This window comes from Spirosoma lacussanchae (assembly GCF_005870035.1).
In the GTDB taxonomy this organism is placed as follows: Bacteria; Bacteroidota; Bacteroidia; order Cytophagales; family Spirosomataceae; genus Spirosoma; species Spirosoma lacussanchae.
In genome coordinates this window covers 120,631-138,259 of the sequence record NZ_SWJG01000011.1, presented here as the reverse complement: position 1 = coordinate 138,259, position 17,629 = coordinate 120,631, and the positions used below count along the sequence as shown (strand labels likewise).

15 protein-coding genes and 3 pseudogenes are annotated in these 17,629 nt (G+C 50.8%); 13 read left to right on the top strand and 5 right to left on the bottom strand.

All coding sequences use genetic code 11. The features are described from left to right. From FBR45_RS26920 to FBR45_RS24485, 6 genes and pseudogenes are all read left to right on the top strand, one after another. Positions 1-91, top strand: a pseudogene (locus FBR45_RS26920) (IS5 family transposase); the annotation flags it as partial. Between the two features lie 706 nt (positions 92-797). Further along, positions 798-971: a hypothetical protein gene (locus FBR45_RS26695; RefSeq protein WP_246082371.1), complete on the top strand. Its 174-nt coding sequence runs from the start codon at positions 798-800 to the stop codon at positions 969-971. 9 nt (positions 972-980) lie between these two features. Continuing rightward, the gene (locus tag FBR45_RS24500) at positions 981-1,658 is read left to right on the top strand and encodes a DNA/RNA non-specific endonuclease (protein ID WP_246082370.1); all 678 of its coding nucleotides are present in this window, start codon (positions 981-983) and stop codon (positions 1,656-1,658) included. 57 nt (positions 1,659-1,715) lie between these two features. Next, the gene (locus tag FBR45_RS24495; RefSeq protein ID WP_138507115.1) at positions 1,716-2,075 is read left to right on the top strand and encodes a hypothetical protein; all 360 of its coding nucleotides are present in this window, start codon (positions 1,716-1,718) and stop codon (positions 2,073-2,075) included. Between the two features lie 15 nt (positions 2,076-2,090). Next, positions 2,091-2,276 (top strand): transposase, encoded by a 186-nt coding sequence (locus FBR45_RS24490; RefSeq protein ID WP_138507114.1) that lies wholly within the window; start codon positions 2,091-2,093, stop codon positions 2,274-2,276. A 506-nt stretch (positions 2,277-2,782) separates the two neighbouring features. Beyond that, positions 2,783-3,040: pseudogene (locus FBR45_RS24485) on the top strand (DDE-type integrase/transposase/recombinase); the annotation flags it as partial. A 344-nt stretch (positions 3,041-3,384) separates the two neighbouring features. Here FBR45_RS24485 and FBR45_RS24480 read toward each other — a convergent pair. Then, entirely contained in the window at positions 3,385-6,249 is a 2,865-nt protein-coding gene (locus FBR45_RS24480) for a gliding motility-associated C-terminal domain-containing protein (protein WP_138507112.1), read from the bottom strand. 483 nt (positions 6,250-6,732) lie between these two features. Here FBR45_RS24480 and FBR45_RS24475 point away from each other — a divergent pair, with 483 nt between their 5' ends. From FBR45_RS24475 to FBR45_RS24465, 3 genes are all read left to right on the top strand, one after another. After that, complete coding sequence (locus FBR45_RS24475; protein ID WP_138507111.1) at positions 6,733-7,005, top strand: response regulator transcription factor; 273 nt, start codon at positions 6,733-6,735, stop codon at positions 7,003-7,005. Positions 7,006-7,152: 147 nt separating this feature from the next. After that, on the top strand, positions 7,153-7,860 hold the full coding sequence (locus FBR45_RS24470; RefSeq protein WP_138507110.1) for a DUF6443 domain-containing protein: 708 nt from the start codon (positions 7,153-7,155) through the stop codon (positions 7,858-7,860). A gap of 148 nt (positions 7,861-8,008) precedes the next feature. Further along, entirely contained in the window at positions 8,009-8,407 is a 399-nt protein-coding gene (locus tag FBR45_RS24465) for a hypothetical protein (protein ID WP_138507109.1), read from the top strand. 214 nt (positions 8,408-8,621) lie between these two features. Here FBR45_RS24465 and FBR45_RS24460 read toward each other — a convergent pair whose 3' ends face one another. The 3 genes and pseudogenes from FBR45_RS24460 to FBR45_RS26690 form a co-directional block, all read right to left on the bottom strand. Further along, positions 8,622-9,392 (bottom strand): IS5 family transposase, encoded by a 771-nt coding sequence (locus FBR45_RS24460; RefSeq protein ID WP_138507108.1) that lies wholly within the window; start codon positions 9,390-9,392, stop codon positions 8,622-8,624. A gap of 89 nt (positions 9,393-9,481) precedes the next feature. Next, positions 9,482-9,883, bottom strand: a complete 402-nt coding sequence (locus tag FBR45_RS26525) for a hypothetical protein (RefSeq protein ID WP_212748654.1) — start codon at positions 9,881-9,883, stop codon at positions 9,482-9,484. 13 nt (positions 9,884-9,896) lie between these two features. Next, positions 9,897-10,721, bottom strand: a pseudogene (locus FBR45_RS26690) (IS701 family transposase). Positions 10,722-11,189: 468 nt separating this feature from the next. Here FBR45_RS26690 and FBR45_RS24450 point away from each other — a divergent pair. Both FBR45_RS24450 and FBR45_RS24445 read left to right on the top strand, forming a co-directional pair. Beyond that, positions 11,190-13,484, top strand: coding sequence for an ATP-dependent helicase (locus FBR45_RS24450; RefSeq protein WP_138507107.1), 2,295 nt, complete (start codon positions 11,190-11,192; stop codon positions 13,482-13,484). 127 nt (positions 13,485-13,611) lie between these two features. Continuing rightward, the gene (locus FBR45_RS24445) at positions 13,612-15,219 is read left to right on the top strand and encodes an OmpA family protein (RefSeq protein WP_138507106.1); all 1,608 of its coding nucleotides are present in this window, start codon (positions 13,612-13,614) and stop codon (positions 15,217-15,219) included. A 131-nt stretch (positions 15,220-15,350) separates the two neighbouring features. Here the strand turns inward: FBR45_RS24445 and FBR45_RS24440 are convergent, their stop codons facing one another. Further along, on the bottom strand, positions 15,351-16,106 hold the full coding sequence (locus tag FBR45_RS24440; protein WP_138507105.1) for a hypothetical protein: 756 nt from the start codon (positions 16,104-16,106) through the stop codon (positions 15,351-15,353). A gap of 215 nt (positions 16,107-16,321) precedes the next feature. On the opposite strand from FBR45_RS24440, the gene FBR45_RS24435 reads away from it, so the two are divergent. Continuing rightward, positions 16,322-16,702, top strand: a complete 381-nt coding sequence (locus FBR45_RS24435; protein ID WP_138507104.1) for a hypothetical protein — start codon at positions 16,322-16,324, stop codon at positions 16,700-16,702. 86 nt (positions 16,703-16,788) lie between these two features. Further along, entirely contained in the window at positions 16,789-17,613 is an 825-nt protein-coding gene (locus FBR45_RS24430) for a transglutaminase domain-containing protein (protein WP_138507103.1), read from the top strand. Positions 17,614-17,629 lie beyond the last annotated feature (16 nt).

The window sequence follows — 17,629 nt, the reverse complement described above, 5'->3', positions numbered from 1 at the left end:
TCGGCTAGTAAAGGATTATGAGTACACCACATCTTCTTCGGTATGCTGGCTGTACTTGGCCAACATCCAGCTTATGTTGCAGCGTGTATAAGTCATAAACCAAATATAATTCCAAAACACTTTCTAAGACGACGCTGTGTAAAACTTAGCCAACAGGGTTGGCATTAGTCGGCAATTGCGCAGGCGTTTGGGTTGACTGTCTTGTCCTATTGACGCGTGAATTAATCTATAAAGTTTGTTGTAGATTAAGTTGTTCAAAAGCAATTATTTACGAGCAATATAAGTTTACGGACTTACTCACGGATCAATAACATAGTTTGTCAGTCTTTTCATATTCAGGATCGCACAACAGTCAATAATTTTCAGATGAGTCAAGCCTAATTTCGGACAATTAAAGGCCTTGTAAAACAATTAAATGGACTCATAATGTATTGAATAACAGATAATTGACTTTTTTATTTGCGTTTAGTAAAAACGTTCACGAAAACCCTCTTTTTTAGAAACCTTATCCAGTAGCGGGTTGGTTATCGAGCAAGACTATATCAGTTCAACTATTACCTTTATCAACTTTATAATTTCCAAAGATTATGAGTTAACAGGTAATGAGAGCAAGTTTTCTAGTAACAAAGAAAGCCGATCCCTATGAGGAGATCGGCTTTCTGATTCTATCCACACCATTAAAGGTTTTGCCTTAATTGATACTGCAAATATATACGATTTGCCAATTTGTATTGACAACATATATATGCCAATAAGTGATTACAGCGTCTGTTATGATCCGCCACACCATTCTTCTTTTGGCTCTCACAGCCTGCCTGAGCCAGTGTACCACAGCTCCGATTCCACCTATCGATGATTCATCGCAGGTTCCCTCCCGGGACGATAATATGGGGTTAGGCAATCCCTCCAATGCGACCAACCTCCAGGCCACTAATTACCTGATCACCCGACCGGCCTATTCATTGGCCTAAAATCCTACTGTGGGAAATGCACTTTGGGTCAGCTGGCATCTGTCCACCGCTTGGAAAGGAAACGTCGACCGTTACAGCGGTTCGTTTATCCCCGAATCCGAATCCAATCTTCCTGCTGGTGCTCCGATTGTCCGGACAGATTACTATACCAATAGCGGTTTCGATCGTGGCCACCTCTGCCCCTCGGATGATCAGGATGGTAATGCCGACGAAAACCGGTCCACGTTTGTCTTAACGAACATACTGCCCCAGGCACCTGCTCTTAATCGGCAGGCCTGGTATCGACTGGAGGAGTATACGCGCTCCCTGATCAGCCAGGGCAATGAATGCTATATCATCGCGGGGGCGGACCGAAGTGGGGGCATTGGCGATAAAGGAGAGGTGAAAGAACTGGGAACGGGCAAGGCCGCTCCCCTCAATGTGCCGGCCTGGTTCTGGAAAGTCATTGTGGTGTTACCTGTGGGAAGCAACGATCTGCAGCGGATCAATGCCCAGACGCGGGTGATTGCCATTCGGATTCCCAACAGGAACGAAGCCGGCGCAGAATCCTGGACAGCCTACCGGACATCGGTCGACGCCATTGAAGCGATCACGGGTCTCAACTTATTAAGTCGATTGACCTCCTCGCTGCAGGCAGAGATCGAGAGCAAGCGGGATGAGGTTCCCGTCCCGGTCAACCTCCGATAGACCGTTGAATCTGATTGAACCTTAGTAAGAGCAAGAAAGCAGTGATTCTTTTGTGGCATGAGGTTTCGTTTACTAGCCGTTTGTTTTTTTGTGTGTGTCGCTCTTGTCTGGTATAAGGACGAAGAGGAAAAACGTATGGCTTCGCGGATAGGAATGGTGACCACATCGACAGTAGCCTGCGCCAACTCACTAGACTTGTTTTCGTTTGGGGAAGCCGCCGAAGCAGGGGACCGTGGTTTTATGGACAGGCAGCTGAAACAGGGCGTCGTGGTGATACTCGAAGCGGGTACCTGGTACACGCTGCTCAAGGAATATCCCGGCTGGCTTTTCATTGAAGTGACTGCCACCGGAAAACGCTATTACATCAACCATAATAGTGCGCCCCCAAATTCAGACCACCCACTAAGTTGGATATGAGGCTAATTTTAGCCCATGAACACCAAAGGCAAGCGCAAATTTACCCCGCAGTTTAAACTGAAAGTGGTGCTGGAAGTCCTCAAAGAAAAGGACACGCTCGCCACCATCAGCAAATGCTATGAGCTCCATCCCAATCAGCTCACCGATTGCAAGAAGCACTTCCTTGAATCAGCCGCTAGCGTCTTCCAGCCATTGGGATAGGCCGCTGTAGCTGCGCCTGAAACAGATATCGCCCTACTCTATGAACAGATCGGGCGGCTGCAAATGGAAGTCAGTTTTTTCAAACAAAGTTGACGGCATGAACCTTACTCAACGCCGAAGCTTAATTGACCCCACTGCCCCCAGTAGCATCCAGCAGCAGTGCGCTTGGTTGGGCTTGCATCGGTCAGCTTACTACTATAAGCCCGTGCCTGCCCCCGCAGAAGATTTGGTACTGATGCGCTTACTTGATGAGCAGTACATGCAGTCTCCGCAATATGGTTACCGCAAAATGCAGTTGGCCCTAGCCGAAAAAGGGTACTAGGGAACCACAAACGAGTAAGCCGGCTAATGCGGCAGATGGGATTAGAGGCTATCTGTCCTAATATAAACCTCTCAAAACCAGCAACGAATTATAAAGTAGATCTGTATCTGTTACGGGACCTGGTCATTGGCCGAGTTCATCAGGTTTGGGCCACTGACCTGACGTATGTACCGATGCGGAAGGATATATGTATCTCATGGCGATTATTGACCTGCATAGCCGATATGTGCTGGTATGGTCAGTGTCAAGCAGCATGGATGCGGGTTGGTGTAGTCAGGTGCTGCGGGATGCGCTGGGTCGTTATCCGGCTCCGACCATTTTCAATACTGACAAAGGCTGTCAGTTTACATCGGAAGAGTTTACCAGTATCATGCTGGCTGCGTCGGTACAAATGGCACCAGCCACCCGGCTCGATGGATGGCAAAGGTCAAGCATTAGATAACATCTTAGTCGAGCGGCTGTGGCGCCCGGTCAAATACGAGCATATTTATCTGTATGCCTATGCAGATGGATGAGCTTTAGAGCAGGGGCTGAGCGAGTATTTCAGCTTCTACAACGAGCGTCGTTTTCATCAGGGCTTAGGCTATAAAACGCCTGTGCAGGTCTTTGAAGGGGCCGAAGGGGAATCAAAACCAGAAGTAACGAATTGAATCAACAAACAACTTCGTTATTCAACAAATTGGTACGGTTCTAAGGGCGCAGTTTATCCAGTAGGTTTTGTCCCCAATGCTGCCTAAAAATAGTATCCAGTCAAATGTAGCAAGTCCAAAGCTTAGGTACCTCAGTTTATCGAACTAGTAGCACACTACCTTGATAAGCTCGTTGCGAAGGGGTAGGTTTAATCTGATATGCGTAAACACCTGCTGGTAGACGAGTGTCAAGATATTGACCGTTGAAGGGCTTCTGATACCCAATAGAAAAAAATACCACCTCTCCCCACCGATTAAAAATTGTTACCTCGGCTTTTGGATAACTTTCTATACCACGCAACTCCCAATGGTCATTTAGGCCGTCGTCGTTAGGTGTAAAAGCATCGGGTATCCAGATTCGCTCGTATACATGCACAGTGATAGAATCAGTTGTAGTGCAACCATATTCGTCCTGTACGGTGACCGTATAGCTAGTTGTCTCGTCCGGATTTGCTTCGGGTTCCGCACTTCTCGAATCAGTCAAACCTAATGGTGGAGCCCAGGAATATTGGTAGGTTCCTTTTAGACTTATACCCAGTCGAGTCGTACTTCCTCGCCCTATTTCTCGATCTGCACCTAATTCTATAGCTGGAAGTGGGCGAATGACTGCAATTCGTGACGCAATTCCATTCTGACAGGTAAACGGGCTACTTACATTATATTGCAATACATGCGATCCCACTTTAGCAGAACGCGGATCAAATTTATTTCCCATGACGCCTGGACCACGGAAGACTCCTCCGTCTGGGTATCCTCGAAGTATTATGACCGGATGATTAATTCCGCAAAGTGGGGGAATAGAATCCATCGTTACCCGAATGGTCGGTGCAACGGTTAAAGAAAAAGGAAGCGATTGAGCGTCGCATCCGTAGGAATCGGTCACGTTAACCTGATATTGGCCAGCTCGACGAGCCACCAGGTTAACTCCTCCAGATGAAGGCTGCCCGTTGTGCAACCACATGAACTGGTAGGGGTCTGAACCAGTAGGCGTTTGTGCAGCAAGTACTAACGAATCATTGGCACAAATTTCTGTAACGGCACGTGCCGGCACTATAGTCACAGCAGGGTCACCTATAACGGCTAGTCGTTGAGCTTGTCCGTTCTGACAGGCTAGTTCGCTTTGTAGGGTATAGGTTAAACGGTGCCGACCTGCACCAGCTTGCCTAGGATTAAACTGATCACCCGAGACACCGGGACCAGTAAAGTAACCCCCGGCCGGGTTCCCTTTCAGGGTAATCAGTGAAGCTGAAGATAAACCACATTGCTTGGGTATTGAGTCGAATGTAACAGAAACGGCCGCTGTTACAGTCAAGTTGTAGTTCTTCGTGGTCTGGCAACCAGTTGTGTCCGTTATGGTCACCGCATACTGTCCGGCCTGACGCATGCTAATGCGGTTGGTCGTGGCGTTAGCCACTGGTAATCCGTTATACAGCCATTGATATTGATAGGTAGATCGTTGCGTAGCTATCAGTGCCAACGAATCGCCGGCACAGATAACCGTTGTGGCTCGTTGGGGAGTCAGTGCAACTTCTGGTAGCGAAACGGAGGTTATGGTCGCCGTATCTGAGATTGACAAACAGCCCCGATTGTTATCGCGAACGACAGCCCAATACTGACCAACCTGAGAGGCCGCTAGTGCATTGGTCTGAATGGATAACAGCTTGCTATCTTTGTACCATTGATACGTTAAATTACTACCAGCAGGAACAGTTAGGTTGACTAGGCCAGCAGTGCCGCAGATATGTGGTGGATTTTGGGATGTGATCTTAATTCGATTGGTTAGTACGGTAACATTGACATCGCGAGAGCGACGTGTTTTTGAGCACTGAGCCTTAAGTGAGGTTGTTAATTGATACGTGCCACTTTCAGTAACTGTCAATGATGATTTAGTAGCACCTGTAATATTTTTACCATCTTTCTTCCATTGATAGTCCCAATTTAAATTAGTAGTTGCTTCTAACTTTATGGATTTTCCATCGCAAACCTGAATTTCAGTTACAGGCTCATTGTTTACGAGTATAGTTGGATCTGGGGGTATTGTTGGCGGGCAATCGATAACAAACAACTGATAATCGCGCCTAACTGAACCTATACGTTGTCCTCTGCGATACTCTTCAACAAGCACGGAAAAAACATAAAGTCCTTGTTTTGTCGCTGTTACATGTAATTCGCCAGTTTGCTTATTAATTGTCAGGGGGGGGGCTCCAGGGATCGCCTGTTCGGGTGTATAACCGGGTAGCCACTGAATGGTTAAACCATTGGCGCTACCGATTCCCAATTCGGGGTCTAATCGGTCAAAGGGAGTTACCATTGAGTAGCGTAACTCATCCCCGTCGGCGTCACGTGCATCGAATGAGAATCGAAAGGGCTCATTTATACAGATAAATTCGCCGTCAACTTGGTCAAAAACTGGCGATGAGTTAAAAACAAGTCGGGCGCCGGAGGGATAAATGGCTGGAAATTCCAGGTAGAAGGTTTGCCCGGCCAATGCAGGAGTATGGATATTATCGATATCACCATTGCGACAGCAGTATTGCCAGGTCATATAATAGCCTTCTACATCTGTATACTCAAAAGGGTCCCAATTAACAACACGCTCGTAACGATACAGGGTCGTCTTGATCTGCCGTTGGGTAGCGCACAGCTGGTTTGTGTAGACAACTGGCTTCCTGCTCACATAATCGATGAAAAAACTGGTAATGCGCTTATTATCCGATTTTCTATAAACAAAAATAAGGGCATCAGCTTGTGGGACGCCCCCAACATCCTGATTGATTTCGTCAAAATACAAGTTCAGCGCAACTTTAAATCGACCTGGTGTTTTGTCCAGCGATGTCAATTCTAAGTTTCCTCCCACCACATGTGATGCAGACGTACGACTGCACACGAAAAAAAGGTAAAGAAGCCATATAGGCAACTGTCTGAAACTAGCCTCCACGGCAGGATAACGAGTATTGCACATATGATTAACATGGTAAAGTAAGCATGCTGGATGCTGAATTTTGTCGGCTTCTCATAGTTTATATCAATACAAGTAAAATAATATGAAATAAATATCATCAATTGGTTCATACATATCAATTCATCGCTTTAGCAAATTCCTTTAAGTAAATAATACATAGTAAATTGTGACTTTACGATGTATATACCGTATTACTGGCATGCAATTGTTTTGGCATGCTGATCAACTACTCTTTTTTAATTTAGCTAATCAATCGAATTACATTAATTAGGTTTACTTAATTCAATCTTCATAAACCTTTTCAAAAGTTACAGGTTGTGGGTTCGCTTTCGTGATCAACTAAGGGTTTGTAGTAGTAAATAAATCATTGAGTGGTTGCTGAATTTTTAAATGTCTTTTAAAAATCCCTTGAGCGCGCTTACTCAACAAGGTGTTATATGAATATAATTTTTCCAACTATTTATTTCTAAACTGACGACGAGAATGATTCATCCACTACCACAGCTCATTTCAAGTTCCGATTCATTAAATCAGTACAACAATATTGCCCACATCGATAAGCTGACTATTCGTGAGTTTAAAGTTCTTCGTTTAACTATGATTGAGCTATCATGTAAGGAAATTGCTGAACAGCTAAATATTTCACCTGAAACAGTTAAAAAACACCGAAAAAATATTCTCAAAAAATTACAGATAAACGGTAAGTCTGGGTTCAGACGACTGCTATTTAATTTAAGTCTAGCATCGAGGCAGTAAACCTACCCCCAAAATACCCCTGTTTTGCCCCCAAACTACCCCCTTGGGGGCATTTCCTCCCCTGTCCTTTCTGGCCAACTTTGCCCCAACCTGACGGTTTGAGCCAACCCGCCCCACTTGGCTCCAGTCCCCCTTCAGGGCTGCAGCATGCGAATACGTTTTCACTTACTGACCTTCTTTGGCTGTACCCTTTTGACCTTAGGCGGGGGAGCCGCCCTGCTGGCTCAGGTGCCCGCCAACGCCCGGCTCACCCGCACCTACAAAGCCTCCAACACCGGCGATAACCCCGCCAACGCAACCTTTGCCGCCCCCTCCGAGCAGGTCACCTCCCAGCTCACCTACTTCGATGGCCTGGGCAAGCCCGTCCAGCAGGTCAGCCCCTTTTGGGCCGCCAACAAGGCCGACCTGGTCAGCCTCACCCAGTACGACAACCTCTTCCGACCCCATTATACCTTTCTGCCCGCTCCCCTGACCACTAATGGCGGAGCCCCCCTCGAACCGGGCTCCATCAAGGACCGCCTGGCAGCCTACTACCAGGACCCCACCCGACTCTCGGCCCCCATCCCGGCCGGCGACCCCGAGCAGGCCCGGGCCAGCGTCATCACCTATGAGCCCGCGCCCACCAGCCGCATCACCAGCCAGCAGGCTCCTGGTGCCCGGCTGGCCGCCACCCAGGTGCACGGGGTCAATGCCGAAGGCGAGGTCAAATACTACCGCTGCACGGGGCCGGGCCTGACCAGCCTCAGCCCGGCCGGCACCTACGGGGCCGGGGAGCTCACCTGGGTGCGCAGCACCGACGAGGGCAGTGGCTCGGATGGGAGTTTCGGGGATATTGACCACCTGGTTTCGCTGTAAACTGACCAGGCGTTCCAATGCAAAATGACCAGGATATACGGCTGTAAATCAGTCCGTTGTTACCAATGCTTCTTTTATGTCCCTTGGTCAGTTATTCGCGAAATGCAGTGCTCTCAATGACTGAAATTACCACCTTCAGGGCTGCAGCATGCGAATACGTTTCCACTTACTGACCTTCTTTGGCTGTACCCTTTTGACCTTAGGCGGGGGAGCCACCCTGCTGGCTCAGGTGCCCGCCAACGCCCGGCTCACCCGCACCTACAAAGCCTCCAACACCGGCGATAACCCCGCCAACGCAACTTTTGCCGCCCCCTCCGAGCAGGTCACCTCCCAGCTCACCTACTTCGATGGCCTGGGCAAGCCCGTCCAGCAGGTCAGCCTTGCTTTCCTTTCCAGAATCAATAGCCTGGGCCAACTGAATCATACGCTGGCCATTGATAGAAGCGAGTTTTTTGAGCTGCATTTGCAGGCCAGGCAGCTCATTCTGCTTTTCCAGCCAACTGGCTATGACTTGTGGGGCTTTAACAAAGGTGGCTGGGTGGGATAAGTAATGGCCTACCCTGGGCTCGCTTGCGCTTTGTATTATGACGTAACCCCGCTGAAAGGGGAAATTGATCTGATGGTCTGGATTACTTGGCCATCGGCTCGTCAGTTCCTCTATAGACGTTTTATTGAGTTTGTGGCATAGCATATCCCACTGAGTTTGGCTTAGCACGACTCTGGCTTGCTCAGGTTTTATGGAGGCAAATGTTAGAACCTGTTTAAAAATGCTTGAGCATTCGGTTGATATTTGATAAATAGACAAACGACTCGTGCGAACTAACCCCACATTCATAGTCCTTACTGAGCCGTCTCGACCAATTCATCCACGCAAACGTTCGCTCCACCTTCCACCGCATGGGCACTACATGAAAACCAGCCAACTCGCTTACTTTCACTACCTCTAAGATTAGACTAAACGTTTTCTTGAGCCAACGAGCTAGTTTTTTACCATAGGCGCTATCGGCTAAAATCTTACTCATCCGTCCATAACCTTGATCAGCTAACCGCGTTAAAACGGCTCGAGCGGCTGGACTGTCGTGCTGATTAGCGGCATGAACTACAACCACTACTACCAAGCCTAATGTATCTACGACGATATGACGTTTGCGCCCATTGACGTGTTTATGCCCATCATACCCTTTGGGCACTACACCCCATTGGCTACATTTAACACTCTGTGAATCAATGATACCCACACTAGGGCAAGCTGCCCGTCCAGCCTTTTTGCGTCTTCGCTCGATGAGGGCTTTATTGAGCTTTTCCCAGCGCCCATCATTGCGCCATTTCCAAAAGTAATAGTAGCAGAGCGGCCAAGGAGGTAAGTCGTTGGGTAATAGTCGCCATTGGCAGCCCGTTTTTGTCAAATACAATAACGCATTTAGAACAGCTCGCAGTGAATACTTGCGCTTCCGCTTGTCAGCAAGAATTTCCTCAATAACTTGCCCCGGCGGGGAACCGCAAGCAGAATCAGTCAGGTCTGTGGGGTACATCTTTGGTCGGATCAACCCACAAGATAGGCTGAGTCTGTTTTCCAGCCTTCTACACCGTTTTTAAACAGGTTCTCAGCTTGGCTTTAGCCTTATGCCGCCCACACCAATGCATTTTCCCAAAGCTGGAACTGGTTTAGCGGTAATTTGACCACATCGGCCTCCAAACCCGATGTCTGAAAATACATTCTCTGCCAAAAATACCGCCGGACACAGGCCAACGCATCGCTAAAGGTGGGGTACGCTTTCACATACCACGTGCTTGATTGACTCCGCAATAAATCTTGCTGACTCAACCCCTGTGCCATTAAAGTCACCAGCGTAAACAAGCCCAGCAGTACCGGGGTGGTGCGGCTGATGGCCTTATCGCTCCACTGCCGTTGAGTTTCCACCCCTAAGTGTGCCCGCACCAATCCAAAGGTGGTTTCCACCGACCAACGTCGCACAAAGTAAGCCAGTATATCAGCCGCTTCCAGCGTGTGATCGTTACTCACAAAGCCCGCCAGACTACCCTCCCAGCGCACCAACACCCACCGGATGGATATCGGCGGCTTGCCCCGTGTGATACCACACCGCCGTTTGACTAACATACTCCACCGACTGACTCTGTCCACCGTACCAATCCGAAACAGTCAACGACTCCCACCGGGTGGTCGTATCCAGCGCCAGCTTTTGCAGAGTTGGCAAGCGCTTGCCAACGAGCCGTTTACGGCCTCGTCTACCCGCTACTACTGGTGGGGCCGGTTCATACAGGGCAGCATCCATCCGTAAGCGAGTGATCAAGCTGACCTGCCCTGTGAGCGCGTGCAACAGGCTGATAACCGCATAACTACTGTCAGCTACTGCAATCACTTTTCGCTCCCCCACCCACCGCTTGACTACCAATAGCAGTTGTCTGGCCCAATCGGTAAGGGGTTTATGAGCGCGTTTTTTGGTTTGATAGAAGCCTTCTGACGGACATATCGCGGTCAGAAACGGCAAAGCCCATACACGATTGGCCCAGCTAATCTTGGTGAGCACCATCACGCTCATCCAGCGCAGGCCACTACACTTGACAAAGTGACTATCACTGCTGCGAACCGGATCTCGATAGATGGCCCTTGCGGTGATGTTGGCCCCCTAGCGTCGCTCTATGGTCTCATCAATGCCGATCACCAGAGGGGCATTCCCCACCAGCACAGTCAGTATCTGCCGAAGTAGAATCGGGCTGGCTTTGAGGGCCGACCAGGTGTCATTGCTGAGGACACGGTGGTACTTGTGAAACGCTTTGTCGTCTTGCCGCCCCATAATGCGCAACACCGCTGTGATGGTTCGTTTGGCTGGGGTGAGCATGGCTCCGGTAACTAAAAGCTGGACGTGATTGAAGACCCGTTTGGAAAACAGGGCGGCATAGGGAGATATTAGCGTGAGGAACTCGGCTGGAAGCGTCAGCATGGCAGACTTAGGTTTGGCGACTCAAATCTACCCGATTGCTACCACCGAGTTCCTTCTTAAACAGCTAAAGCCAAGCTAAGAAGGGATTCTGATTCTACTTTGGCAAGCATATAGCTGCTGCTTAAGCTGATTCCGCATCGTAGGAGTAATTGGTAACCTTAATCTTGAGTTGATGGAACTCGCCTGCTTTTTTAAACTAAGGAGCTCTATGTCAGTACCTTTATGCTTTGTCTTCATTAGTTCTTAATGGCGTGATTTATTAGTAAATATATGCATAACAGTAATTTGAAGGAGAGAACTTGCTAAGCTAATATGGGAAATTTTTTTCCTACTTTTACTTGTTATAGATGGATAGAAGCGACGTTGATGGTTGATTATATTTCTGGATTGAATGAACCCCAGCGGGAAGCCGTCATGCACGGCGATGGCCCGCTGATGATTATAGCCGGCGCCGGTTCGGGTAAGACCCGCGTACTGACGTACCGCATTGCCTACCTGATCGAAAACGGGGTCGATCCGTTTCGGATTCTGTCACTGACATTTACCAACAAAGCGGCTGGTGAGATGCGCCAGCGTATCGAAAAAGTGGTCGGTACCGAAGCCCGTAATATCTGGATGGGTACGTTCCACTCGGTCTTCGCCAAGATTCTGCGCATCGAAGCCAAAGCCATTGGCTATACCAGCAACTTTTCGATCTACGATACCGACGATTCGAAGTCGCTGCTGCGGAGCATCATTAAGGAGATGGGCCTCGACGATAAGGTCTACCGCGCCAATAACGTGTTTGGTCGTATTTCGGGCGCTAAGAACCGGCTCATCGGCCCCGACGATTACCTGAACAATGCCGTCATTCAGGCCGACGATGAATCGGCGCGCATGCCCCACATTGGCCGGATCTATAAGCAGTACGCCATGCGGTGCTTTGCGGCCAATGCTATGGATTTCGATGATCTGCTGTTCAATACGAACGTACTCTTCCGCGATCACCTCGACATTCTGAACAAATACCAGCACAAGTTTCAGCACGTGATGGTCGATGAGTTTCAGGATACCAACGTGTCGCAGTACCTCATCACCCGCAAGCTGGCCGCCGTTCATCAGAATATCTGCGTCGTAGGTGATGATGCGCAGAGTATCTACGCGTTCCGGGGCGCCGATATTACCAACATCCTCAACTTTCAGCGCGACTACGGCAAAGAAAATGTCAAGATCGTGAAGCTGGAGCAGAACTACCGCTCGACCGATACGATCGTGCAGGCAGCCAACTCGATTATTGCCCGGAACAAGAACCAGCTCGAAAAACACGTCTTCACGGCCAACGAAGCCGGTCCGCTGATTGACGTTATTAAGGCCTCTTCCGATAACGAAGAAGGGCGGCTGGTGGCATCGGCCATCTTCGAAGCCAAGATGAACGAGTCGCTGACCAATAACGACTTTGCTATCCTGTACCGGACTAACGCCCAGTCGCGGGCGTTTGAAGAGGCCCTGCGTAAGATGAGCATCAAGTACCGCATCATTGGCGGGCTATCGTTCTACCAGCGCAAAGAGATTAAAGACCTGATTGCGTACCTGCGTTTTACGGTCAACCAGCAGGACGAAGAAGCCTTCAAACGAATCATCAACCTGCCCAAGCGCGGCATAGGCGATACGACTGTGGCCAAGATAAGCGTGATTGCGGCCGAGAAAGAAGATTCGGTCTGGGAAATTGTGGCCGATATCGGCAAGCACGTAACGGGTCGAGCCTCCATAGCCATCGAAGCATTTGCCGATCTGATCAAAAGCTTCAAACTCCTCCTCGACCAGAAAGACGCCTATGAAGTAGCCTCTCACATTGCCAAGGCATCGGGGCTGCTTAAAGAGCTGTACGAAGACAAAACGGTAGAAGGCCTGGCCCGCTACGAAAACGTACAGGAGTTGCTGAACGCCATCAAGGAGTTTGTCGACAACCCGGATAACGATGATAAGAGCCTGAGTGCCTTCCTGCAATCGGTATCGCTGCTCACCACCGCCGACGAGAAAGAAGACGACGGCGACAACGACAAGGTGACGCTGATGACCATTCACGCGGCTAAGGGGCTGGAGTTCAAGAACGTACACATAGTCGGGCTGGAAGAAGACCTGTTTCCGAGTCAGATGATGCTCGAAAGCCGCAACGATCTGGAAGAAGAACGGCGGCTGTTCTACGTTGCCATTACCCGGGCCGAACGGCGGCTGTCGGTGTCGTACGCCGAAACACGTTACCACTACGGCCGGCTGAAGATGTGCGAACCCAGCCGGTTTCTGATGGAGATCGACCAGAAATACCTGAAGATGTCGAAACTGCGCTCGGCACCGAGTCGGATGGATTTCGATCGGCCCGAGCGCGACCGGAGCGAAACCACGTCTACGGGATCAATGGCGTTTGTGCGTAGTCTGGCCCAGAAAACGGCCCAGCGGCAGGCGCCAAAGCCCACCGTTACTCATACGCCCTCGGCCGATTTTGCGCCCACCAGTACGGCCGATCTGGCCGCTGGTCAGCGGGTCGAGCACGCTAAATTCGGGTTTGGCACGGTTAAAGCTGTAGATGTTAACGGTACCGAACGAAAAGCTACGATCCTGTTCGAGACGGCGGGTGAAAAAGTGCTGCTGTTAAGCTTCGCCAAGCTGCGGGTTGTATCGTAATGGCAACAAACGCGTTATTCACAGACATCATGCGTAGCTGACTGGAAGCGCTGCTAAAGATTAGGATACAAAACGGCTTCCTGCTTTCGTTCTTCCTGAAAGTATCCCACTATTTCGCGTAAGTCCAATGAACGTTTACGGTGTCGTTGTCACCAGTCTATTCTGCGTTGCTACCCTCGTGGCCGGAGCCCAGCCCGGTCGCGATTCGGTAAAAGTCGAAAATCTGGGCAACCAGGTGAACTCGGAGTACAACGAAATCAACCCGATGATCTCGCCCGATGGCCGGACGCTTTATTTTGCCCGGATCAGCCACCCCAATAATACCCACGGCGACAAGGGGAGCCAGGATATCTGGTTTTCTGACTTCGACGAAGCCAGCAAAAAGTGGGGACCTGCGCGCCGGATGGGGTTTCCGCTCAATAAAGATGAGTACAACTGCGCCTACAGCATTACACCCGATGGGCAGACGATGCTCATCAAAGGCCAGTATAATAACGGAACCTACGAAACCCGCGGATTTTCGCTGAGCAAGAAAACCGCAAACGGCTGGTCGCCCCCGCAGAAGATCGACATACCCGGCTACGTGAACATGAGCAAAGGCCAGTTCGACTGCGGATTCCTATCGGCCGATGGCAAAGTGCTGCTGATGGCGTTCAGCGAAAAGAAAAACAGCAAAGAAGATGACCTCTACGTCAGCTTCCGGCAGAAAGACGGCTCCTGGACAAAACCGATGGAGCTGGGCGTCGAGGTAAACACCAAATTCACGGAAACAACGCCTTTTCTGGCACCCGACGGCGCCACGCTCTACTTTTCGAGCAACCGCGAGGGGGGGCTGGGCAGCAACGATATCTACGTCTGCAAACGCGTTGACAAGACCTGGAAACACTGGTCGAAGCCGGTTAACCTGGGCCCGTCGGTCAACACCGATGGCTATGACGCTTATTATACGCTATCGGCCTCGGGCGATTATGCCTACCTGACCACCTTCAAAAACACCCTCGGGAAAGGCGATATCGTGCGCATCAAACTCACCGACGAGCGCCCGGCCGATCAGCCAGCTAAAGTGGGCGGTGGTGACCTGGCCCAAAGTCCGTCTACACGCCCCGACCCGGTAGCACTCATCAGCGGCAAGGTGATCGACCAAACTACCGGAAAGCCCGTAGAAGCCAAGATTATTTACCAGACTCTGCCCGATGGTGCCGAAGCCGGTGAGGCTACATCCGACCCGATCACGGGCGAGTACAAGATCGTGCTGCCATACGGACAGAAGTATTCGATGCGGGCGGTGGCTAAAAACTTCATCGCCGAGGGCGACAATGTAGACCTGACCCAGACCAAAGGCTATCAGGAAATCAAGGGTAAAGAGCTGAAACTCGTTCCTATCGAAGTAGGGCGGTCGGTTCGGCTCAATAATATCTTCTTCGACACGGGTAAGTCGGAGTTACGGCCGGAGTCGGGTCCTGAGCTGGATCGGCTGGTGGTTACCTTCAACGAATCGCCCAAGATGGTGATTGAGGTACGCGGGCATACGGACAACACCGGCTCGAACGAAATCAACGCCAAACTTTCTCAGGACCGGGCCGACGCCGTGCGCGAGTATTTTATCAGCAAAGGCATTGAGCCCGACCGCATCGCCAGCAAAGGCTTCGGCGAAACCAAACCCGTTGCGACCAACGACACCGACGAAGGCCGTCAGCAAAACCGGCGCGTAGAGTTCGTCATCGTTAAAAAATAACCCCTCGCCGGTGTGTCTTTGGTGGTTTGTTGCTGACGCGTTGTAGAGACGCAACCCTTTGCGTCTCTACAACGCGGTTCGGTCGTCGGCGATTCACCGCGGTTCATGCGGCCTTCCCCATATTGCAATCCTTAGTCCAGGCCTGGGCGTTGGAAGGCTCGGGCGGTTGGGAAGAGGGTTTCCAGCTCCCGACGCAGGCGGCTCAGCAGGGCCAGGACGTCGAGGAGGTTGTCGGTTTTGTCGGGGTACTGAGTCAGAATGGTTTGCCAGGCCGCCAGCGACCGATCGATGCTGACCAGCACCAGCTTGGCTTTTCCCAGGTGGTAGATTTTTATCTTCTCGTCTGCTTCGCTCAAGGCGCGTAACGCCGACTGCGTCTTGACCGGTATAAGCGTCCGGTACCAGTTGATGATTTCCCAGGCATCGCGGAGCGCGTGCAGGATCGGCATCGATTCCTCCTGAGTGCGAAAACCCAGCGATACCTCCCGAAGTTGTTGTTCACCAGCCTGTTCGAGTAGGTGCTTCTCCTGGCGGAGCCAGTCTCCCGTATGTTTTAGGTACGAATTGGCCAGCTGGGCAACCGGATGCTGACCAACCTGAACTGGTTTGGGAAGCGCGTTTTCCTCCAGCGTCTGAACCGTTGTGTCGGCAGGGGCATCGGGGCCGGTGAGCGCCCCCGACCGGCTTAGATTCTCGATATATTGTTTGGTCAGGTTCAGCGCATCGGTCAACTGATTGATCAGGTCTGGCCCGGCTTCCATGGGTTTAGTCAGGCCCGTTTCCGTTTGAATCTGAAAACTTCGACAGCGGCTGGTGAACAGGCAACGCTCGCACCAGGTGTCACAATAATTATAAATACCCGGGATCAATTCAGTTTGTACGTTCATTTTGTAGTTACGGTAAGAATAGTACTTTTATTCTGTAAATATAATAGATGACCAAATGAAATTTGCGTAATATAGTCGCCAAAACTTTAGGTCAGGCAAACAGATGTACAACCGTTCATCCGATGTTCGGGCCGCTTACAACCGGTTTCCAGTACCCTTCCTTTTTTAGGGTAATAGGCCGATCAATTCGGTTATCTTTACCCAAAAACATACGTATGAAACGCTTCCTCTTTCTACTAGCTCTGCTGACACTGGCTGTCGCGGCCCAGGCGCAGACGCCGTCGGCCCCGACGGTTGATCCGAAACTCGATTCGCTGGCGAAGCTGGCCCAGCGCTTTATCAACAACAACCAGCCAGACTCCCTTTACGCCATTATGGGCGATGCCTTTAAGCAACAGATCTCGGCCGATAAGATGAAAGAGGTGGTCGGGCAGGTGTCGGGGCAGCTCGGCAAATGGACCGCTATGGAATCGCGGGGTGTGCAGAACGGTATTGCCCGCTATAAAGCCACATTTGCGCTGGCCCCGCTCGATTTCTACATCAGCCAGGACAAACAGGGCAAAGTAGAAACGTTCCTGTTCAAGCCGCTTGAGTAAATCCTGCCTGTTTTTCGCGATCCGTTCAGAACATTTAAACCGGTTAACGGATTAGTTGAGTATCCCCATTCTCAACACGGACAATCATGCAACTCAATGCTGGCTGCGACCTTCAGTTTCAGGCTGAGGGACCAACCCCTTTAGTGCTTATGCTACGCCCCCGGTCTGGCGCCGGGCAATGGATCATTCGCGAAGAGTACCAGATCACGCCAACCGTCAACGTAACGGAGTTTACCGACATGTACGGTAACCTGTGTCAGCGACTGGTAGCACCCGAAGGGCCGTTTTCGATTCATTTTACGGCTACCGTTCAGACGGCCGATGCCATCGATGTGGCACCGGGCGCGCCTTACACGCCGGTTGAGGATCTGCCCGATGATGTGTTGCACTACACCCTGCCCAGCCGGTATTGCCAGTCGGACCAGCTAAGCGATCTGGCCACGCAGATTACCGACGGGGTCGAACCCGGCTACGACCAGCCCGAAGCCATCCGGCGCTGGATCAACGAGAATGTCCGCTACGAATACGGCACCAGCGACGCCAGCACCTCGGCTGTCGATACGGCCCAGCACCGGGTTGGTGTTTGCCGCGATTTTACCCACCTCGGTATTTCGCTCTGCCGCGCCCTTAATATTCCGGCCCGAATGGTCGTTGGTTATTTGTACCAGCTCGACCCGATGGACCTCCATGCCTGGTTCGAAGCCTACGTAGATGGGCGTTGGTTTACTTTCGACGCTACCCAGCGCGAACCCCGCGGCAACCGGATTACGGTTGCTTACGGACGCGATGCGGCCGATGTGGCCTTTACTACCCAGTTTGGCCCCATGACGCTGGAATCAATGCGGGTCTGGGTCGATGCGCTGGAGCCTGAGCCTGAAGAAGCCGACCCGGCACAACCGACAGGGGCTTAGGCAATTCTGTTAAAAA